General features: G+C 33.6%; 17 protein-coding genes. 6 read left to right on the top strand and 11 right to left on the bottom strand.

The genetic code is table 11. The features are described 5' to 3' along the window. Positions 1-28: 28 nt before the first annotated feature. The 3 genes from RMO53_RS07820 to RMO53_RS07810 form a co-directional block, all read right to left on the bottom strand. Entirely contained in the window at positions 29-1,450 is a 1,422-nt protein-coding gene (locus tag RMO53_RS07820) for an OmpA family protein (protein WP_310379432.1), read from the bottom strand. Between the two features lie 113 nt (positions 1,451-1,563). Further along, complete coding sequence (gene kbl, locus RMO53_RS07815) at positions 1,564-2,754, bottom strand: glycine C-acetyltransferase (RefSeq protein ID WP_310379430.1); 1,191 nt, start codon at positions 2,752-2,754, stop codon at positions 1,564-1,566. A 67-nt stretch (positions 2,755-2,821) separates the two neighbouring features. Continuing rightward, positions 2,822-5,971: a UvrD-helicase domain-containing protein gene (locus RMO53_RS07810; protein WP_310379625.1), complete on the bottom strand. Its 3,150-nt coding sequence runs from the start codon at positions 5,969-5,971 to the stop codon at positions 2,822-2,824. Positions 5,972-6,263: 292 nt separating this feature from the next. Here RMO53_RS07810 and RMO53_RS07805 point away from each other — a divergent pair, with 292 nt between their 5' ends. Further along, entirely contained in the window at positions 6,264-6,869 is a 606-nt protein-coding gene (locus tag RMO53_RS07805) for a superoxide dismutase (protein WP_310379428.1), read from the top strand. A gap of 476 nt (positions 6,870-7,345) precedes the next feature. On the opposite strand, the gene RMO53_RS07800 is transcribed toward RMO53_RS07805, so the two are convergent. From RMO53_RS07800 to RMO53_RS07765, 8 genes are all read right to left on the bottom strand, one after another. Next, positions 7,346-9,244: an amidophosphoribosyltransferase gene (locus RMO53_RS07800; protein ID WP_310379425.1), complete on the bottom strand. Its 1,899-nt coding sequence runs from the start codon at positions 9,242-9,244 to the stop codon at positions 7,346-7,348. A gap of 107 nt (positions 9,245-9,351) precedes the next feature. Then, on the bottom strand, positions 9,352-10,278 hold the full coding sequence (locus tag RMO53_RS07795; RefSeq protein ID WP_310379423.1) for a PfkB family carbohydrate kinase: 927 nt from the start codon (positions 10,276-10,278) through the stop codon (positions 9,352-9,354). Between the two features lie 95 nt (positions 10,279-10,373). After that, complete coding sequence (locus tag RMO53_RS07790) at positions 10,374-10,763, bottom strand: RidA family protein (RefSeq protein WP_310379421.1); 390 nt, start codon at positions 10,761-10,763, stop codon at positions 10,374-10,376. 72 nt (positions 10,764-10,835) lie between these two features. Then, the gene (locus RMO53_RS07785) at positions 10,836-11,177 is read right to left on the bottom strand and encodes a type II toxin-antitoxin system RelE/ParE family toxin (RefSeq protein WP_310379419.1); all 342 of its coding nucleotides are present in this window, start codon (positions 11,175-11,177) and stop codon (positions 10,836-10,838) included. Further along, complete coding sequence (locus RMO53_RS07780) at positions 11,135-11,383, bottom strand: hypothetical protein (RefSeq protein ID WP_310379417.1); 249 nt, start codon at positions 11,381-11,383, stop codon at positions 11,135-11,137. Before RMO53_RS07780 ends, RMO53_RS07785 begins: the two co-directional genes overlap by 43 nt. 38 nt (positions 11,384-11,421) lie before the next feature. Next, complete coding sequence (gene rnhA / locus RMO53_RS07775) at positions 11,422-11,901, bottom strand: ribonuclease HI (protein ID WP_310379415.1); 480 nt, start codon at positions 11,899-11,901, stop codon at positions 11,422-11,424. A 6-nt stretch (positions 11,902-11,907) separates the two neighbouring features. Then, complete coding sequence (locus RMO53_RS07770) at positions 11,908-12,510, bottom strand: hypothetical protein (RefSeq protein WP_310379413.1); 603 nt, start codon at positions 12,508-12,510, stop codon at positions 11,908-11,910. Beyond that, the gene (locus RMO53_RS07765; RefSeq protein WP_310379412.1) at positions 12,510-13,076 is read right to left on the bottom strand and encodes a phosphoribosylglycinamide formyltransferase; all 567 of its coding nucleotides are present in this window, start codon (positions 13,074-13,076) and stop codon (positions 12,510-12,512) included. The genes RMO53_RS07770 and RMO53_RS07765 overlap by 1 nt, the downstream gene beginning before the upstream one ends. Before the next feature lie 174 nt (positions 13,077-13,250). Between RMO53_RS07765 and RMO53_RS07760 the strand changes: the two genes are divergently transcribed. The 5 genes from RMO53_RS07760 to pyk form a co-directional block, all read left to right on the top strand. Beyond that, on the top strand, positions 13,251-13,487 hold the full coding sequence (locus RMO53_RS07760; protein WP_007137004.1) for an acyl carrier protein: 237 nt from the start codon (positions 13,251-13,253) through the stop codon (positions 13,485-13,487). Between the two features lie 181 nt (positions 13,488-13,668). Beyond that, positions 13,669-14,922, top strand: coding sequence for a beta-ketoacyl-ACP synthase II (gene fabF / locus RMO53_RS07755; protein WP_310379411.1), 1,254 nt, complete (start codon positions 13,669-13,671; stop codon positions 14,920-14,922). Between the two features lie 9 nt (positions 14,923-14,931). Beyond that, positions 14,932-15,672 (top strand): ribonuclease III, encoded by a 741-nt coding sequence (gene rnc, locus RMO53_RS07750; RefSeq protein WP_310379410.1) that lies wholly within the window; start codon positions 14,932-14,934, stop codon positions 15,670-15,672. Between the two features lie 115 nt (positions 15,673-15,787). Then, a complete protein-coding gene (locus tag RMO53_RS07745; RefSeq protein ID WP_310379409.1) occupies positions 15,788-16,276 on the top strand; it encodes an IPExxxVDY family protein in 489 nt (162 codons plus the stop codon). A 5-nt stretch (positions 16,277-16,281) separates the two neighbouring features. After that, a partial coding sequence (gene pyk / locus RMO53_RS07740; protein ID WP_310379408.1) for a pyruvate kinase occupies positions 16,282-17,267 on the top strand: 986 nt, incomplete at its 3' end.

Genomic DNA, 17,267 nt, shown 5'->3' with positions numbered 1-17,267 from the left:
GGCGTTTTCTGAAAAATTTGGAGGGAAATTATTTTACTAAATTCACTTCTACTCTTCTATTATTAGCTTTTCCTGCTTTCGTTTTATTAGTATCAATTGGTTTAGACTCACCAAAACCAGTTGAAGATAGTCTACTAGAGTCAATACCGTTTTCAACCAAGTAATTCACCACTGCAGAAGATCTATCCAAAGACAATGTTTGGTTAGCAGCATCTTTACCATCACTATCTGTGTGACCTTCGATGCTAAATTTTGAAGTTGGGAATTCTTTTAAAATTGCAGTTATAGATTGTAATACTGGCAAAGTTTGTGCTTGGAATGAAGATTTACCACTGTCAAATAAAATAGTTTTAGCATAAGCATTTAACTCATTTATTTTTTCAGGAGAAATTTCTGGACATCCATTGTTTGCAACGGTACCTTTTACATCTGGACATCTATCGTCTTTATCTAAAACGCTATCTCCGTCTCTATCTGGCCAAGGGCAACCTGCATTTTCTTTTGGTCCTTTTACAGAAGGACATTTATCCGAAGCATCTGTAACTCCATCTCCATCAGTGTCTGGACAACCTTTGAAAGCTGCTAAACCAGCAACTTCTGGACATGCATCATCTTTGTCTGCAATTCCATCTCCGTCTGTATCAGGACATCCGTTTAATGCAGCTAAACCAAATACATCTGGACAAGCGTCATTACCGTCAATAATTCCATCCCCGTCAGTATCAGGACAACCATTGTATTGCTTTAGGCCTGCAACTTCAGGACATGCATCATCTTTGTCATAAATTCCATCTCCATCTGTATCTTTTCCTCCAAATTTGAAGATAAGACCTGCAGTGTGTTGAAAATGTGAAGGAGCATCTGGAACAGTTGTAGTACCAACAGTTCTTTCTCCAAATGATTTCTTGTAAGTTGACTCAACATTCAAACCAACAGTCTCGCTTAACCATATCGTTAAACCAGCTCCACCATTTAAAGTTCCAAAACTACTATCTCCAAAAAATGTATAACCACCACCTATTTTTAATGAAGGCTCTAAAACTTTAGATTTTATAAGACTTTTTAAGCTATATCTCAAGCTACCGTCAACACCATAGTACATCAAATCTCCTGGATTATAAACTTTCATGTCATTATATCCTGGTCCAGCCCAATCAACAAATTTGCTGATTTTGTTTACTGACCCTGAAATTCCAAAAGAAAAGTTATCTCCAACATATTTTGAAACACTAATGTAAGATACTGATGGAAGTATATTCCAATTCTCTTTTACAGCGAAATAGTTGGAAAATTTATCGTTAATATTCCCACTTCTAATACCTGCACTTACTCTGGTATCAACTGCGTTTACTCCAAAAGAGATCGCCCATGGATTATTGCCGTCTTGTGCGTTTGAGCTTAAACTCATTACTACCAATACAGCAACTAAAAATTTGTTAAGATGTTTCATACTTAAATTTGTTTAATTACAATTTAGTTAATTTTGGACAAAAATAGGGTGTAATTATTTAACTACAAAATAAAATTCTAAAAAAAATGTCATAAACAGCATTAAAACAGCATTTAAATCACTTTTAACTCCTTCCCAACTGTAGTAAATGCTAGAATTGCAATGTCTAAATGTTCTTTTGTATGAGCTGCAGACAATTGTACTCTAATTCTTGCTTTGTCTTTAGGCACAACTGGAAAAAAGAATCCTATTACATAAATACCCTTTTTCAATAATTCGGATGCCATTTTTTGTGCTAACTTAGCGTCATAAAGCATTACGGGAACGATTGCTGAATCTCCCTGAACTATCTCAAAACCAGCTGATTTCATACCGTCCTTAAAATAACTTGTGTTCCACTCCAGTTTATCTCTTAATGAAGTGTCCTTTTCTAATAATTCGAAAACTTTAATGGAAGCTCCAACAATAGCTGGTGCTAATGAATTAGAAAATAAATACGGTCGTGAACGCTGACGCAACAATTCAATAATTTCTTTTTTGGCTGTAGTATAACCGCCCATTGCACCGCCAAGTGCTTTGCCTAAAGTTCCTGTAATAATATCTACTCTTCCCATTACGCCTTTTGCTTCGAGTGTTCCTTTTCCAGTTGCCCCAATGAAACCAGCAGCATGACATTCGTCAACCATAACCATTGCGTCATATTTATCAGCTAAATCGCATATTTTATCTAATGGAGCAACAACGCCGTCCATAGAGAAAACACCGTCGGTGACAATAAGTTTGAAACGTGTCCCTTTTTGAGTAGCTTCAATTAATTGTTTTTCTAAATCTTCCATATTGGAATTTTCATAACGATAACGTGCTGCTTTACACAATCGAACACCATCAATTATAGAAGCATGGTTCAAACTATCCGAAATAATGCAGTCCAATTCACCTAATAATGGTTCGAAAACGCCTCCATTGGCATCAAAAGCTGCCGCGTATAAAATTGTATCTTCGGTTCCGTAAAACGCTGAAATCTTTTTCTCTAAAGTTTTATGAATGTCTTGTGTACCACAAATAAATCGAACCGATGACATTCCAAAACCATGCGAATCCAATGCGTCTTTCGCTGCTTGAACCACATCGGGATGTGATGAAAGTCCCAAATAATTATTAGCACAAAAATTCAAAACCGTTTCTCCATTTACAGTAATTTCTGCTCCTTGTGGCGATGTGATGATCCTTTCGGATTTGAAAATTCCGTTGTCTTCAATGGTTTGAAGTTCGGATTGCAAGTGTTGTTGTATTTTTCCGTACATCTAAAAAAAGTTATGAGTTAAAAAGTTATGAGTTATTAGGGTTTTAATTACTCCGTATCAAAAATAGCTACAAATTTACAATTTCAATTTTCTCTCCTATATATATGAGTGCTTTTTTTGTGACTTTGAAACCCATTTTCTCTATTGCCTGTTGATAATTATCTAATTGCAATTTATATTTAGATTGATGCACTCCTGTTTTGTAATCCAATAAATACACTTCTTTCTTTTTTGTCAAAACCATTCGGTCTGGTTTAATTGTAGAACCTTCTTTTTGAATAATGGTTTGCTCGTTCATAATTTCGTTACCATCCTCAAAATAAGCTAAAAGTTCCGTATGATTTACAATTTCTACAATAGTATTGTGAACAATATCTTTCTGATTCATAGTAATCAATCCATTTTCAATGGCTTTTGTAATGGCTAAATCAACATCGCTCTTTGTTTTTACAAAAGATAAAATTTCATGAACCACATTGCCATATTCTATGGCTTCCTGTTGGTGTGTTCCCCACATGACGGATTCTCGTTGTGCAATTTTGATGTTTTTTGGATCTAAAATTTCTGAAACTAACGGAATAGTTTTGCAAGTATCGACGTGCTTTTCTTTTATTGAAATTTTTGTAGAATTTCCAAATTCATATTCCAACTTATTTTCGTCAAATTGCTGCTCATTTATAAGATGTTTTATAAAAAAAGAAGCCATATTACTCGGGTATTCTCCGTCTTTTCTTGGATTTAAAGTTTGCGAAATAATATACAATTGCTCTTCGGCTCGGGTTAAAGCGACGTACAAAACATTGATATTATCTAGTAATTCTTCCTGTGATTTTTGATCGTAAACCCGTTTTGCATCGTCTCCATAACCTTCTACAGCTTTGCTGTTGTCTATTAAAACTTTGGGTAAACCAAAAGTGCTTTCGTCTGCATTAATCCATAATTTGTCCTTTGGACTTCGAGTGTAATCTTCCTCGGCGAAAGGCATTATTACTACCGGAAATTCTAATCCTTTCGATTTATGAATGGTCATAATCCGGACTGCATTTGTTCCTTCGGGTGATGGAATACTAAATTTTTCGGCATTTTTATTCCAATAATTCAAGAAATCCGAAATTCCTGCTTGGTTGCGAATATCACGATCCAAAACAATATCCAGAAAATATTGAACATAGGCATTACTTTTTGTAGGATTTAGAAATTTAGAAATTATAATTTCTACAGCTTCATACAATGATTTTTTTCGAATGTTTTGAAAAGACAGATTCACATCAAAACTTTTGAGCCAGTTTTCGAAATCAATTTCAATTGTAAAACTCATTCCATGCGCGATAAAATCGTGAATTGGTAGTTTGTTTTGGCTGTTTTGAGCAAAATATTCTAAGAAATAGGCTTTTGACTCTAAATCCGTGCTGTTTTTTAGATATTTTAATAAATGAATTATCAATCGAACTTCCGTCGCATTTTGAATCATTAAGGTTTCCGATGACAAAAGTGGAATGTTTTGCTCCGTCAAATAATTCGCAATAGCAATTCCTTGACTGCGTTTTCGGGTAAGAATAACAATGTCTTTGTACTCAAATCCTAGTTTTTGTACTTTTTGAATTGTGTTTAAAGTAGCCAAAACATACAAATCGTTTTTGTCCAATGCTTCGTCATCATCTTCGCTTTCCTCTATTTTTGGAAGAAAAAAAATATTTACATAACCACCCGTTTTATCATTGCTTTTTTGATGGCTGTGGTTTTTATATAAATCTTTGTAATCTTCGTGCTCAAATTCATTGGACAACAATTGAAAAAAGTCGTTGTTGAAATTGATTATTTGAGAATAACTTCTAAAATTTTTATCTAAATGAAATAATTTTTTTTCTGGATTATTAAACGGATTGTATGATTTACTCAATTCGATAAATTGCTCCGCTTTTCCGCCTCGCCAACGGTAAATGGATTGTTTTGGATCGCCCACAATCATCAAAGTTCCTTTTTCGCCATCAATTTCGCTCGAAGTGGCATTGTCAATCAGCGGAATGAGGTTTTGCCATTGCATTTCTGAAGTGTCCTGAAATTCATCGATGAAAAAATGACGATACCGTTCGCCTAATCGTTCATAAATAAAAGGCGCGGGTTGGTTTTGAATTTCACGATGAATAATGGAGTTGAATTCTGCTATAGAAAGCACGTTTTGCTCTTCCTGAATTTTAGATAATTCTTTACTTACGGTATTTAACAATGATAAAGGTGTGATGTTTTTTAAAAACGCTTTGTAGAAATCTCGCTTTTCAAAATTTTTGTAAACCGTTTCTAAAATTTGTATTAATTCTGGAATTATGTTCTCGATAATCGCTTTGTCTTTGGCGGTTTTATTGATGGTAATATCCTCAAATTCTCGAAACATTTTATTTTTTGGATTGAATTTCCCATCCGCAATACTTTGAAGATGATTTGGAAAAGTTCCTCTGGAAAAGGATTTTAAATCAATTCCATTTTTTTCAATTAACAGCAACGCACTTTCCGCTAATTGGGCATTTTCTGAATCCAAAACTTTGCAAGCTTGAGCTAGTTTGCTTTTTATTTCGACAAATTCGGTGATGGTTTTGTCTTGAAAATGGGTGATTTCATTTCGATTGTTTTCATTGAGTACTAAACGACCCGTTTCGAGAATTTCACGAGATATATCCCAAGATTTATCGTCATCGGTTTTTTCCATCGTGAAATCAATGAGCAATTTGGTCAACGTTTCGTCTTCGCCCGCTTGCGCTATTATTGCATCTACCGCTTCGATGAGCAAATTTTCGGTATCAAGTGTGACTTCAAAAGTCATGGGCAAACCCAAATCGTGGGCAAAGGCACGAATGACTTTGTGCGTGAATTTATCAATTGTCGAAATATCAAAAGCAGCATAATTATGAATAATATGCTTTATGATTTGCTGTGATTTAGTTTTAATTTGAATGATGGAAAGCTGGGTTTCTAACGCCAAATGCTGCATTAAATCGAGTGCTTTTCCGCTAGGTTCGTCTTTGGCAAACTCGGATAAACTGCCTACAATTCGGGATTTCATTTCGTGAACCGCTTTGTTGGTAAATGTTATGGCGAGAATGTTGCGATAGGCATCGTTTTTAGGAGCAACAAGAATAATTTTTAGGTATTCTTTGACCAATGCATACGTTTTTCCGGAACCTGCTGATGCGTCGTATAGGGAGAATGATGGTCGTTGCATTTCGATTTTAGATTTTTGATTAACGGTTTTTGACCCGAGCGATAGCGAACTGGCGAAGCATTTCATATTTATTTTCTAAACAAATGCCCTAGCCCTGATAGTCGAATTGTTCTCACAATTACCTTTTCTGCCGGTGTTCGGCAGGAAAGATGTAGCGTATAGCAGGAAATAGCTCCAAAAAAACAGACTATCAATTTATTTGATGAAATTATAATGAAATAGAATTTTCAATTCCAAAGTTAATTGTTTAAATTTGATTTTTATATTTTTTAATCTTTAAAACCGAAATGTTATGGCTTTTGAATTACCACAATTACCTTATGCGTATGACGCATTAGAACCTCATATTGATGCACGCACGATGGAAATTCATCATTCAAAACATCATAATGCATATACCACTAATTTGAATGCCGCGATTGCTGGTACAGATATGGAAGGGAAAACTATTGAAAATATTTTGATAAATCTTGATAAAACTAATGCCGCTGTTCGTAATAACGGTGGAGGTTTTTTTAATCATAATTTGTTTTGGAGCGTGATGTCACCTGATGGTGGCGGACTTCCTAGTGGAGATTTACTTGAGGCAATTGAAAGTGCTTTTGGAACTTTTGAAGAATTTAAAGCAAAGTTTGCCAAAGCTGGGGCAACACAATTTGGTTCAGGATGGGCTTGGTTGTGTATAAAAGAGGGTAAATTAGAAGTTTGTGGAACTCCAAATCAAGACAATACCTTGATGCCTGGTGTTGGCTGCGGCGGAACTCCTATTCTAGGAATGGATGTTTGGGAACATGCTTATTATTTAAATTATCAAAACAGAAGACCCGATTATATTGAAGCTTTCTTTAGTGTAATTAATTGGGTTGAAGTTTCTAGAAGATATGCTTTAGAGAAATAGTTTAAGAAATAGACACAAGAATATAGATAATAGATGAATGACTTAAAAGTTGTTCGTCTATTTTTTTTATGTATTCATTTCTTTTTTCTATTCTCTATATTCATCACACTCTTTTTTGACTTTATTCCATTAAAAAAGGTGAAATTGCTTTCACCTTTTTTGCCCCAAATCTACCATAAACTTAATCTACTAAATTACGGTATTACAAAATTAACAACATTACTGTTTTTTATGGAATTTTTGTGGAAATAAATTGGAATGACGGTCAAATAAGTGTACAACTACCTATTATAAGATTCTTTGATTAGTGTAAAATAAAAAAGGTGAAATTTCTTTCACCCTTTTTGCCCCAAATCTACCATAAACTTAACCTACTAATGTTATGGTAAATCAAATTTATGTTAGTTGTTAATTAAAACCAAATTTATTAGATGAACAACCTATAAAATCGATTAATTACTCTATTTAGTTTAATATCAGTATGCTCTAGTGTTTTTTCCTTCATAAAAATTCATAAACGCTCGGTTTACAACTCTATTTCCACCTGGAGTTGGATAATCCCCAGTAAAGTACCAATCTCCTAGATTTTTAGGACAGGCAATGTGTAATGCCTCTACAGTTTGGAAAATAATTTTAACCTGAGCATTTATTTCAGGTGATTTAAGTATTTGTGCTATTTTATCTGAAATTTCTTGTGGTTCGAATGGTGCATAAATTTCAGTAACATGGTTAATTACCTCGCTATCGTTTAAATTTTCTTGTATTTTGCATTTTGCATAAACATCATCAACAAGGTGGTATAAATCTCTTTCTTTTAGCAGTTCTAACGCGGCGCGAAAAGCCACTAATCCTTCTAGTTTTGCCATGTCTATACCATAACAATCTGGATAGCGTATTTGTGGAGCCGATGAAACTACAACAATACTTTTAGGCTTTAAACGATCCATCATTTTAATGATACTCATTTTAAGCGTTGTTCCACGAACGATGCTGTCGTCTATGATTACCAAATTGTCTGTTGGTTTGATTACACCGTAAGTAACATCATAAACGTGTGCTACTAGATCGTCTCGGCTGCTATCTTCGGTGATAAAAGTTCGAAGTTTGGCATCTTTAATGGCCACTTTTTCGGTTCTGATTTTAACGGATAGTATTTCCTCGAGTTTTTCTTTGGTTAATTTTTTTCGATTCTCGAGGATATAATTATTTTTCCTTTGATTCAAAAAATCTTGTGCTGCTTCAACCATTCCGTAAAAGGAAGTTTCGGCGGTATTTGGAATATAAGAGAAAACCGTGTTGTCAGTATCATTATCAATGGCTTCTAATACGGCAGGAAGAATTAATTTTCCTAAATTTTTTCTTTCTTGGTATATTTCGGCATCACTTCCTCTGGAGAAATAAATTCTTTCGAATGAGCATGCTTTTTTAACCGTTGGAGGAAGGATTTCTTGTTGGGTAACCGTTCCGTTTTTCTTAATTATTAAGGCATTTCCAGGCTGAAGTTCTTGAACTTTTTCGAAATCTATATTAAAAACTGTTTGTATTACAGGACGTTCAGATGCTACGACTACAATTTCGTCGTCTTCATAAAAATAGGCTGGTCGAATTCCAGCTGGATCTCTATATACAAAAGCGTCACCATGCCCTAAAAGTCCTGCCATTGCGTATCCACCGTCTAAATTTTTTGATGCTCTTGTCAAAATTGCAGCAATATCTAATCTTTCTGCAATTACCGGAGAAGCTTCTTGTTTTGTCAAGCCTTCATTTTTACAATCTTGATATAAATCAATAACTGCCTTGTCTAAAAAATGACCAATCTTTTCCATTACCGTAACGGTATCGGTCATTTCTTTTGGGTGTTGTCCTAGTTCTACTAAACTTTGAAAAAGTGCTGCAACATTGGTCATGTTGAAATTTCCTGCAAGAATAAGATTTCTGTGCATCCAATTATTCTGTCGTAAAAAAGGGTGAACACTTTCGATACTATTTTTTCCAAAAGTTCCGTAACGAACATGCCCTAAAAACAGTTCGCCTAGATAGGGTATGTTCTTTTTTTGAAGATGTACATCATCCGCATATTCTGGATGCGAAGCCATTTCTTCGTTAATTCTTTCATTGATTTGAGCAAATACATGTTGAATGGGTTGTGCATCATTCGACCGAACTCGGCTAATGTATCGCTCTCCTGGATCCACATCTAATTTTATACTTGCAAAACCTGCTCCATCTTGACCACGATTGTGCTGTTTTTCCATAAGAAGATACATTTTTTGTATCCCGTAGAAAGCAGTTCCGTATTTTTCTTTATAAAATTCTAACGGTTTCTTTAATCGCAAAAGGGCAATTCCACATTCGTGTTTAATTGCATCGCTCATTGTGTTGTTGTAATTTGTAGTTAATTATTTATTTAGCAGCTTTAAATTTTAAAATAATAGTTGCGGGTATTCTTAATAAAAAATGCCCCGAAATTTCGAGGCATACTTTATTCTAATTCTATATCAAATTGTGTCAATGATTTAAATTGTTTCAACCTATCAACCACTTCTTGTTTGTCAAGGTTAAGCATTCTTTCGGTTCCAAATTTTTCTACACAAAAAGAAGCTAAATTTGAACCATGAATGATAGCACTTTTCATGTTCTCGAATGAAACATTTTCTGATTGAGTAATAAACCCAGTAAAACCGCCTGCAAAAGTATCACCTGCGCCAGTTGGATCAAATACTTCTTCGAGTGGCAAAGCTGGAGCAAAGAATACTTCTTTATTGTGAAACAAAAGCGCACCGTGCTCTCCTTTTTTTATTACAACATATTTTGGTCCCATGTTGTGTATTTTAGCCGCAGCTTTTACTAATGAATATTCTCCTGAAAGTTGTCTTGCTTCTTCGTCATTAATAGTGATCACATCTATGCGTTTTATTACTGCTAGTAATTCCGGCAAGGCACAATCCATCCAAAAATTCATAGTGTCAAGTACCACTAACTTTGGTTTAGTTTCCATTTGGTCAAGAACACTATTTTGAACTAATGGATGCAAATTTCCTAACATTACTACATCAGCGTTTTTAAAATTCTGCGGAACCTTTGGTTGAAAATCGGCCAAGACATTCAATTCTGTTGCCAGTGTGTCTCTTGAATTCAAATCGTTGTGATACAACCCACTCCAAAAAAATGTTTTCCCTCCTTTTACAATTTCAATTGCAGAAATATCAATGTTTCTATCGGTCAATAAGTCTAAATATTCTTGTGGAAAATCATCGCCAACTACTGAAACAATAGCTGATTGAATGTTAAAATTAGAAGCCGAAAGTCCAATATAGGTTCCTGCACCGCCTAAAATTTTGTCTGTTTTGCCAAAAGGGGTTTCAATAGCGTCGAAAGCAACTGTTCCAACAATCAATAATTTATTCATTATTTGTGATTCGAATTAAGCGGCAAAGATAGTTTATATGTTTGAAGTTTAAAAATGTTTGAGGTTAGAAGTTTTGATGTTTTTTGGGTAGATTGTTATGTTTTTATTGCAATTGCCAAAACTTTTATTTTTGCGCCTGCCGGAAGTGCTGCGGCTTGATAAATGGTTCGTGCTGGCTTTCGACCTGATTCGAATAAAGCATCAAAATAGGGATTCACAAATTCTAAATCTCTTAAATTTATAAAAGCAATATCGATAAATACAATTTCATCCTGTTCAAATCCAGCTTCGCTCAAAACGGCAAAAAGGTTGTCAAAAGCCATTTTTGTTTGAACTTCTATTGTACCATCTACAAAATTTCCGTTTTCATCAATGGCCAGTTGACCACTAATATGGCAATAATTACCAGCTACAACTGCTTGGCTTATAGGTGCAGTTGTTTTGGGTATGTTTTTGCCAGTAGTTATAAATTTTCTATGATTCATTGTGTTTTATAAATTAAATTCTAGTCATCCTTCTCGTAGAAAACGTCCATAGAAAGATCTTTGAGATTCTAATCACTTGATTTTTCTATATCTAGAAGGCTTTCTTTTTCCACTCAAAACACCTAAAACCGTAACATTATTGTCTTTTAATTTAAAGACAATTTGCCAAGTTTTGTAAACTGCTTCACGATAAATTTTCGATTTTGTCGGGATATTTTCGCATTCGGCGTAAATGGTTGGATTCAAGATTATTTTGTTCATAGTATCTTGAATTCCATCACCGACTTTCACTGCATTGAGTGGTTGAAGTTTTACAAATTGAATATAATCAATAATTTCTTGTAAATTTGAATAGTAATTGTTAGAAACAATTAACGAATACGACTCAAAATCTCTTGTCTTTTTTTCTCCCATTTTTCATTACAAGTTTCTAAAGACATTGTTGGCGATTTTTCGGCATCGTCAATCCATTGCAAAAATTCTTCTGGAGACATTTCTTGCTCATTGTCGTCTTTTTCGAAATCAATAAAAACTTTTAAAGGTTTGCCCACAAGATTTTTTGGAATCTCAAAAGTAAGATTCACAATATTGTCCTTAGGAGTTAAAGTTTGCTCTATCATAATCAGGAATTTAAACAAAATTACAAATAAATTCAACGCTACAACAACTTCACGTCTTCCTTCTCATAAAAAACATCTACGGAAAGCGTTTTTTGACTAGCAGCAAAAACCGCCAATTCATCGCAACGCTCATTTTGAGGATGATTGTTGTGCCCTTTTATCCATTTGAAATCAACTTGGTGCTTTCTGTAAACTACCAGGAAACGTTTCCATAAATCGGGGTTTTTCTTGCCTACAAATCCTTTTTTCTCCCAGCCAAAAACCCATTTTTTCAAAACAGAATCTACTACATATTTAGAATCTGAAATGATTAAAACCTTCATATTAGGGTTTTTCAGCTTTTCGAGACCAATAATTACGGCTAACAATTCCATTCTGTTATTAGTTGTGTGACGAAATCCTTCGTAGAATTCTTTTTTATGAGGCGTTCCCACTAATTCCATCACAACTCCATAGCCACCACGACCGGGGTTCCCCTTGGCCGCACCATCTGTATAAATATGTACGTCGTTTTCCAAATTAAATTAATTAGTCAATTGTAAGCTTTTGATTAATTCTTCAAATAACAATTGGTTATCTTCTTTTCCTAATTCTTCAATAAAATTCAATGAAATAAAACATCCTTTTTTTGGAATGTAATAGGTGCTACTAATTATTTCATAATCAATACCTCCATTTTTAAGTGTAAATTGAGCTGAAAACTGAACCGCTTTCTGTTTTGCTATTTCAGTAATAACCGGTTGGTTTATAAACCTAAAATTTGTTAATGCTTTTTTGACGTTTTCAGTAGATTTTTCAATAACTGCTTTAAAATCGTTGATATTATTTGTTTGATTAATATGAGTTCTAATTTTTATGGTTGGTATTATTCCTCTGTATTTTTTGGGATCATATTTAGTGTAGGTAGCAAGATCTACAGCTGAATTATTAGATTTTAACAATTCTGCCATTTGCTTCTCTGTAAAATCATACTGATTCAAATTTTTCAGAATAGCTTCGTTTTCCATTGGAATCCAATTTTCAGGAACATTAATTGAAAATCCAATACTTTTGACTTCAAATCTATCTTGGGAAAATCCTTTAGAAAAAGACAAAATAGTTACTATTACAATCAAATATTTTCTCATTATTTAAGATTTAAAACGTCTTCAACAATCGCTGGAAAATATTTTTGTTCCAACTCGTGTATTTTTTCTGCTACAATCTCTGGTGTGTCAGTGACCAAAACCGTTACCTTTTTCTGAAAAATAATATTTCCTTCGTCATAATTCTCGTTGACAAAATGAATGGTAATTCCGGTTTCATTCTCTTTATTTTCAACTACAGATCTGTGAACATTCATTCCATACATTCCTTTTCCTCCGTATTTAGGCAACAAAGCAGGGTGAATATTTATTATTTTATTGGGATATTGCTCAATGATATTTTTAGGGAATTTCAACAAAAAACCAGCGAGAACAATCAAATCTGGGTTATATGATTTTATTTTTTGCAAGACTATACTTTCAAATAATTCGTCTTTGGTAAAAATTTCTGTTGGTACTAAAAAATTTTTAGCTCGATCTATAACTTTTGCTATTGGATTATTTGTAAAGACCGCAACAACATTAATATCGTCAAAAGAAATAAAATGCTTGATAATGTTTTCAGCATTAGTACCAGATCCCGAAGCAAAAATCACTATTTTTTTCATTTACAAGCCTATTTATTTTAAGCAAAAAAAAGAATAAAAAGTGATATTAAATAACATTTTACTTCTTTATTAAAAATATTTTATAATTTAGTACTCACATTTATTAACTAAATAGTTGTTTTAAAATAAAGTTCTTTATTTTTGCCAACAAATTAAATTCTAAAATTAAAGATTATGTCAGACATTGCATCAAGAGTAAAAGCGATTATCGTAGACAAATTAGGTGTTGACGAAAACGAAGTTGTAACAGAAGCTAGCTTCACTAATGATTTAGGAGCAGATTCATTAGACACTGTAGAGCTTATTATGGAGTTCGAAAAAGAATTTGACATTCAAATTCCAGACGATCAAGCCGAAAATATTGCTACAGTTGGCCAAGCGATTTCATACATCGAAGAAGCTAAAAAATAATAAATAAATCACCCGTGTATTAAACAATACTCGGGTGTTTTTATTATTTAAAAAAATTAAATTCAGGATTGTATTGCAATCAAATTGATATTTAAAATTTAATCCCCATGACTCTTTTGTAATTTTATAAAGCAAGGAAGCATGGGTTTTGTTTTTTAAAAAATACTAATTATACTATATTATGGAATTAAGGCGAGTTGTAGTAACAGGTTTAGGCGCACTTACCCCTATTGGAAATACTATTCAAGAATATTGGAATGGTCTTATTAATGGTGTTAGTGGAGCAGCTCCAATAACTTATTTTGATGCTTCAAAATTCAAAACACAGTTTGCTTGCGAATTGAAAAATTTTAATGTTGAAAATTTCATTGATAGAAAAGAAGCCAGAAAAATGGATCGATACGCACAATATGCTGTTGTTTCAACTGATGAAGCGGTTCGTGATGCTAATTTTGATCTAGAAAAAATTGACAAAGATCGTGCAGGAGTAATTTGGGGATCGGGAATAGGTGGATTAGAAACTTTTCAAATTGAAGTGTTAAATTTTGCAGCTGGTGATGGAACACCACGATTTAACCCGTTTTTTATTCCAAAAATGATTGGAGATATTGCTTGTGGGCATATTTCTATCAAATATGGATTTAGAGGTCCTAATTTTGGAACCGTTTCTGCTTGTGCATCATCAACAAATGCAATTATAGATGCTTTTAATTATATCCGATTAGGTCATGCTGATATAATGGTAACCGGCGGTTCTGAAGCTGCTGTAACAATTGCTGGAATGGGCGGATTTAATGCTATGCATGCACTTTCTACCAGAAATGACGATCCTAAAACTGCTTCAAGACCAATGGATAAAGACCGTGACGGCTTTGTTCTTGGTGAAGGTGCAGGAGCTTTAATTCTTGAAGAATACGAACATGCAATCGCTCGCGGCGCAAAAATTTACTGCGAAATTGGCGGTGGAGGAATGTCTGCCGATGCCTATCATATTACAGCTCCACATCCAGAAGGATTAGGCGCAAAAAACGTAATGTTAAATTGTTTGAGAGATGCAGGTTTAAAACCTACAGATGTTGATGGTGTAAATATGCACGGAACATCAACTCCGCTGGGAGATTTAGCAGAGTCTAAAGCGATAGAACATGTTTTTGGAGACCATGCTTACTCGATGAATTTGAATTCTACAAAATCAATGACAGGTCATTTACTTGGTGCTGCTGGAGCAATAGAAACGATATCCTCTATTCTTTCGATGCAACATGGTATTGTTCCTCCAACTATAAACCATTTAACAAACGACGAAAGTATTGATTCAAAATTAAACTTTACTTTTAATGTAGCCCAAAAACGAGAAATGAACGTCGTAATGAGCAATACATTTGGTTTTGGTGGTCATAATGCTTGTGTATTAGTAAAAAAATTAGTTCACTAAAATAAATTAATGAGTATAATTAGAAAAATATTTTCAAAATCCCGTTCTCCAGAAGACGGGATTTTTTTTGATGCTATTCAAGAAATTCTGGGTTTTGCGCCAAATAATTTAAATTATTATAAAAAAGCTTTTACCCATCGTTCTTCGAACAAGATAGACTCAAAAGGGAATGCCATAAATTACGAGCGATTAGAATTTCTGGGAGATGCCATGTTAAGTGCTGTAATCGCTGGACATTTGTTTAATAAAGCACCCGCAGGAGATGAAGGTTACCTTACCAAAATGCGTTCAAAAATAGTAAGCAGAGAACACTTGAACGAACTGGGAAAAGATTTAAATTTAATTCGATTTGTTGAAAGCAAAGTACCATTAAACCATTTTGGCGAAAACATTCATGGCAACATCTTTGAGTCTCTGGTTGGTGCAATATATCTTGATAAAGGTTATGATTATTGCGTGAAATTTATTCAAAAACGAGTAGTTATTCCCTATGTTGACATTGCAAGACTAGAAGGAAAAGTAATAAGTTATAAAAGTTTACTCATCGAGTGGTGTCAAAAGGAAAAAAGGCATTTTCACTATGATATTTTTGATGATAACGGTCTTGATGGTCAACGTTTTTTTGGAGTTAAATTAAGCATCGACGATAAAGTTATTGCAAAAGCACGAGCAACTTCAAAAAAGAAAGCAGAAGAAAAAGCTTCACAAAGAGCTTATTTTGCATTTCAAACAAAAATTGATAAAAAATAATAATCAATTAAAGTAATACTATAACGTTTTCGTTTGTAATTAGCTAAAACAACCCTTGTTAAAGATGCAATTACTTCAATAGAAATACTATATTTACATCTTATTTTTTTTAGAAATGGCTATTCACAAATTAGAAATAGGCGAATTTGACGAGATAGATTATTGTCTTATTGCGATCCATACTTCTTTAGAAGATTATAGATTAGCTTATTTTATCAATGAAAAGCTACCCATAATTTTATGCAAAAATAAAAATGAAATTCAAATTAATATAAAAGAAGGAGAAACAACATTTTCAAGATTTCATTATTTTGATAAAGAAAAAACAACTTCCTGGGATTTAATTCAGAATAAAAACGAGGTTGTTCAACAAAAAAAAATAAACACTCAAAATTTATTTTCTAATACCACAATGGAAATAGCAACAAGAGTCTATTTGCTTCCAGAATTCAGAAAAGTAGATTTTTTTTTAAAAATAGATAATGCTGAAGCTCCAGAAAATGTTTTAAAAACACAGCTTCTTTTAAACACAATTGAAAACGTATCAACAGTGTATAGAGTTAATACAAATCAAATCAAATCAAAAAACAATTTAATTTTTTAATACCAATGTCCACAAACAAAAAAACCAAAATTGTAGCCACACTTGGACCTGCATGTAGCACAAGAGAAATCATAAAAGCAATGATAGACGCAGGAGTAAATGTGTTTAGAGTAAATTTTTCTCATGCTGATTACGAAGATGTTAAAGAAAAAATTAATATTATACGAGGATTAAACGAAGAGTTTGGCTATACAACAGCAATTTTAGGTGATTTACAAGGCCCAAAACTTCGCGTTGGTGTAATGGAAGAAGGAGTAATTGTAAATGATGGTGATTTGATCACTTTTACTACTGCAGAAGACATTCTTGGAACTGCTCAAAAAGTTTTCATGAAATACCAAAACTTTCCTAATGATGTAAATCCTGGAGAACGTATCTTACTTGATGATGGAAAACTTATTTTCGAAATTGTTGAAACCGACAAAAAAACCGAAGTTATTGCACGAGTAATTCAAGGTGGAGAATTAAAATCTAAAAAAGGAGTAAATCTTCCTAATACAAAAATATCGCTTCCTGCAATGACCGAGAAAGATATTGCCGACGCTATTTTTGCTATCAGTCAAGAAGTTGATTGGATAGCACTCTCATTTGTAAAAACTCCAAGAGATTTACAAGATTTACAGGAATTAATCGCAAAACATTCTGCTCATAAAATTCCTATTGTTGCTAAAATTGAAATGCCAGAAGCATTAGAAAATATTGATAAAATTGTGGCCTATTGTGATGCTTTGATGGTTGCTCGTGGCGATTTAGGAGTTGAACTTCCTGCTCACGAAGTGCCATTAGTACAAAAAGAATTAATCCGTAGAGCTAAAACAGCACGTATTCCAGTAATTGTTGCCACTCAAATGATGGAAACTATGATTTCAAGCTTGACACCAACACGTGCCGAAGTGAATGATGTTGCGAACTCGGTTATGGATGGCGCAGATGCGGTGATGCTTTCGGGCGAAACAGCAACTGGTAATTATCCTGTTCAAGTTATCGAAAA

The sequence above is a fragment of the Flavobacterium sp. genome, assembly GCF_031409475.1.
GTDB lineage: Bacteria > Bacteroidota > Bacteroidia > Flavobacteriales > Flavobacteriaceae > Flavobacterium.
This window is presented reverse-complemented; position numbering and strand designations above follow the sequence as displayed.

Coding starts and splice junctions, on each gene's coding strand:
- RMO53_RS07820 (WP_310379432.1), bottom strand. CDS start 1,450: ATGAAACATCTTAACAAATTTTTAGTTGCTGTATTGGTAGTAATGAGT.
- kbl (WP_310379430.1), bottom strand. CDS start 2,754: ATGTACGGAAAAATACAACAACACTTGCAATCCGAACTTCAAACCATT.
- RMO53_RS07810 (WP_310379625.1), bottom strand. CDS start 5,971: ATGCAACGACCATCATTCTCCCTATACGACGCATCAGCAGGTTCCGGA.
- RMO53_RS07805 (WP_310379428.1), top strand. CDS start 6,264: ATGGCTTTTGAATTACCACAATTACCTTATGCGTATGACGCATTAGAA.
- RMO53_RS07800 (WP_310379425.1), bottom strand. CDS start 9,244: ATGAGCGATGCAATTAAACACGAATGTGGAATTGCCCTTTTGCGATTA.
- RMO53_RS07795 (WP_310379423.1), bottom strand. CDS start 10,278: ATGAATAAATTATTGATTGTTGGAACAGTTGCTTTCGACGCTATTGAA.
- RMO53_RS07790 (WP_310379421.1), bottom strand. CDS start 10,763: ATGAATCATAGAAAATTTATAACTACTGGCAAAAACATACCCAAAACA.
- RMO53_RS07785 (WP_310379419.1), bottom strand. CDS start 11,177: ATGGGAGAAAAAAAGACAAGAGATTTTGAGTCGTATTCGTTAATTGTT.
- RMO53_RS07780 (WP_310379417.1), bottom strand. CDS start 11,383: ATGATAGAGCAAACTTTAACTCCTAAGGACAATATTGTGAATCTTACT.
- RMO53_RS07770 (WP_310379413.1), bottom strand. CDS start 12,510: ATGAGAAAATATTTGATTGTAATAGTAACTATTTTGTCTTTTTCTAAA.
- RMO53_RS07765 (WP_310379412.1), bottom strand. CDS start 13,076: ATGAAAAAAATAGTGATTTTTGCTTCGGGATCTGGTACTAATGCTGAA.
- RMO53_RS07760 (WP_007137004.1), top strand. CDS start 13,251: ATGTCAGACATTGCATCAAGAGTAAAAGCGATTATCGTAGACAAATTA.
- fabF (WP_310379411.1), top strand. CDS start 13,669: ATGGAATTAAGGCGAGTTGTAGTAACAGGTTTAGGCGCACTTACCCCT.
- rnc (WP_310379410.1), top strand. CDS start 14,932: ATGAGTATAATTAGAAAAATATTTTCAAAATCCCGTTCTCCAGAAGAC.
- RMO53_RS07745 (WP_310379409.1), top strand. CDS start 15,788: ATGGCTATTCACAAATTAGAAATAGGCGAATTTGACGAGATAGATTAT.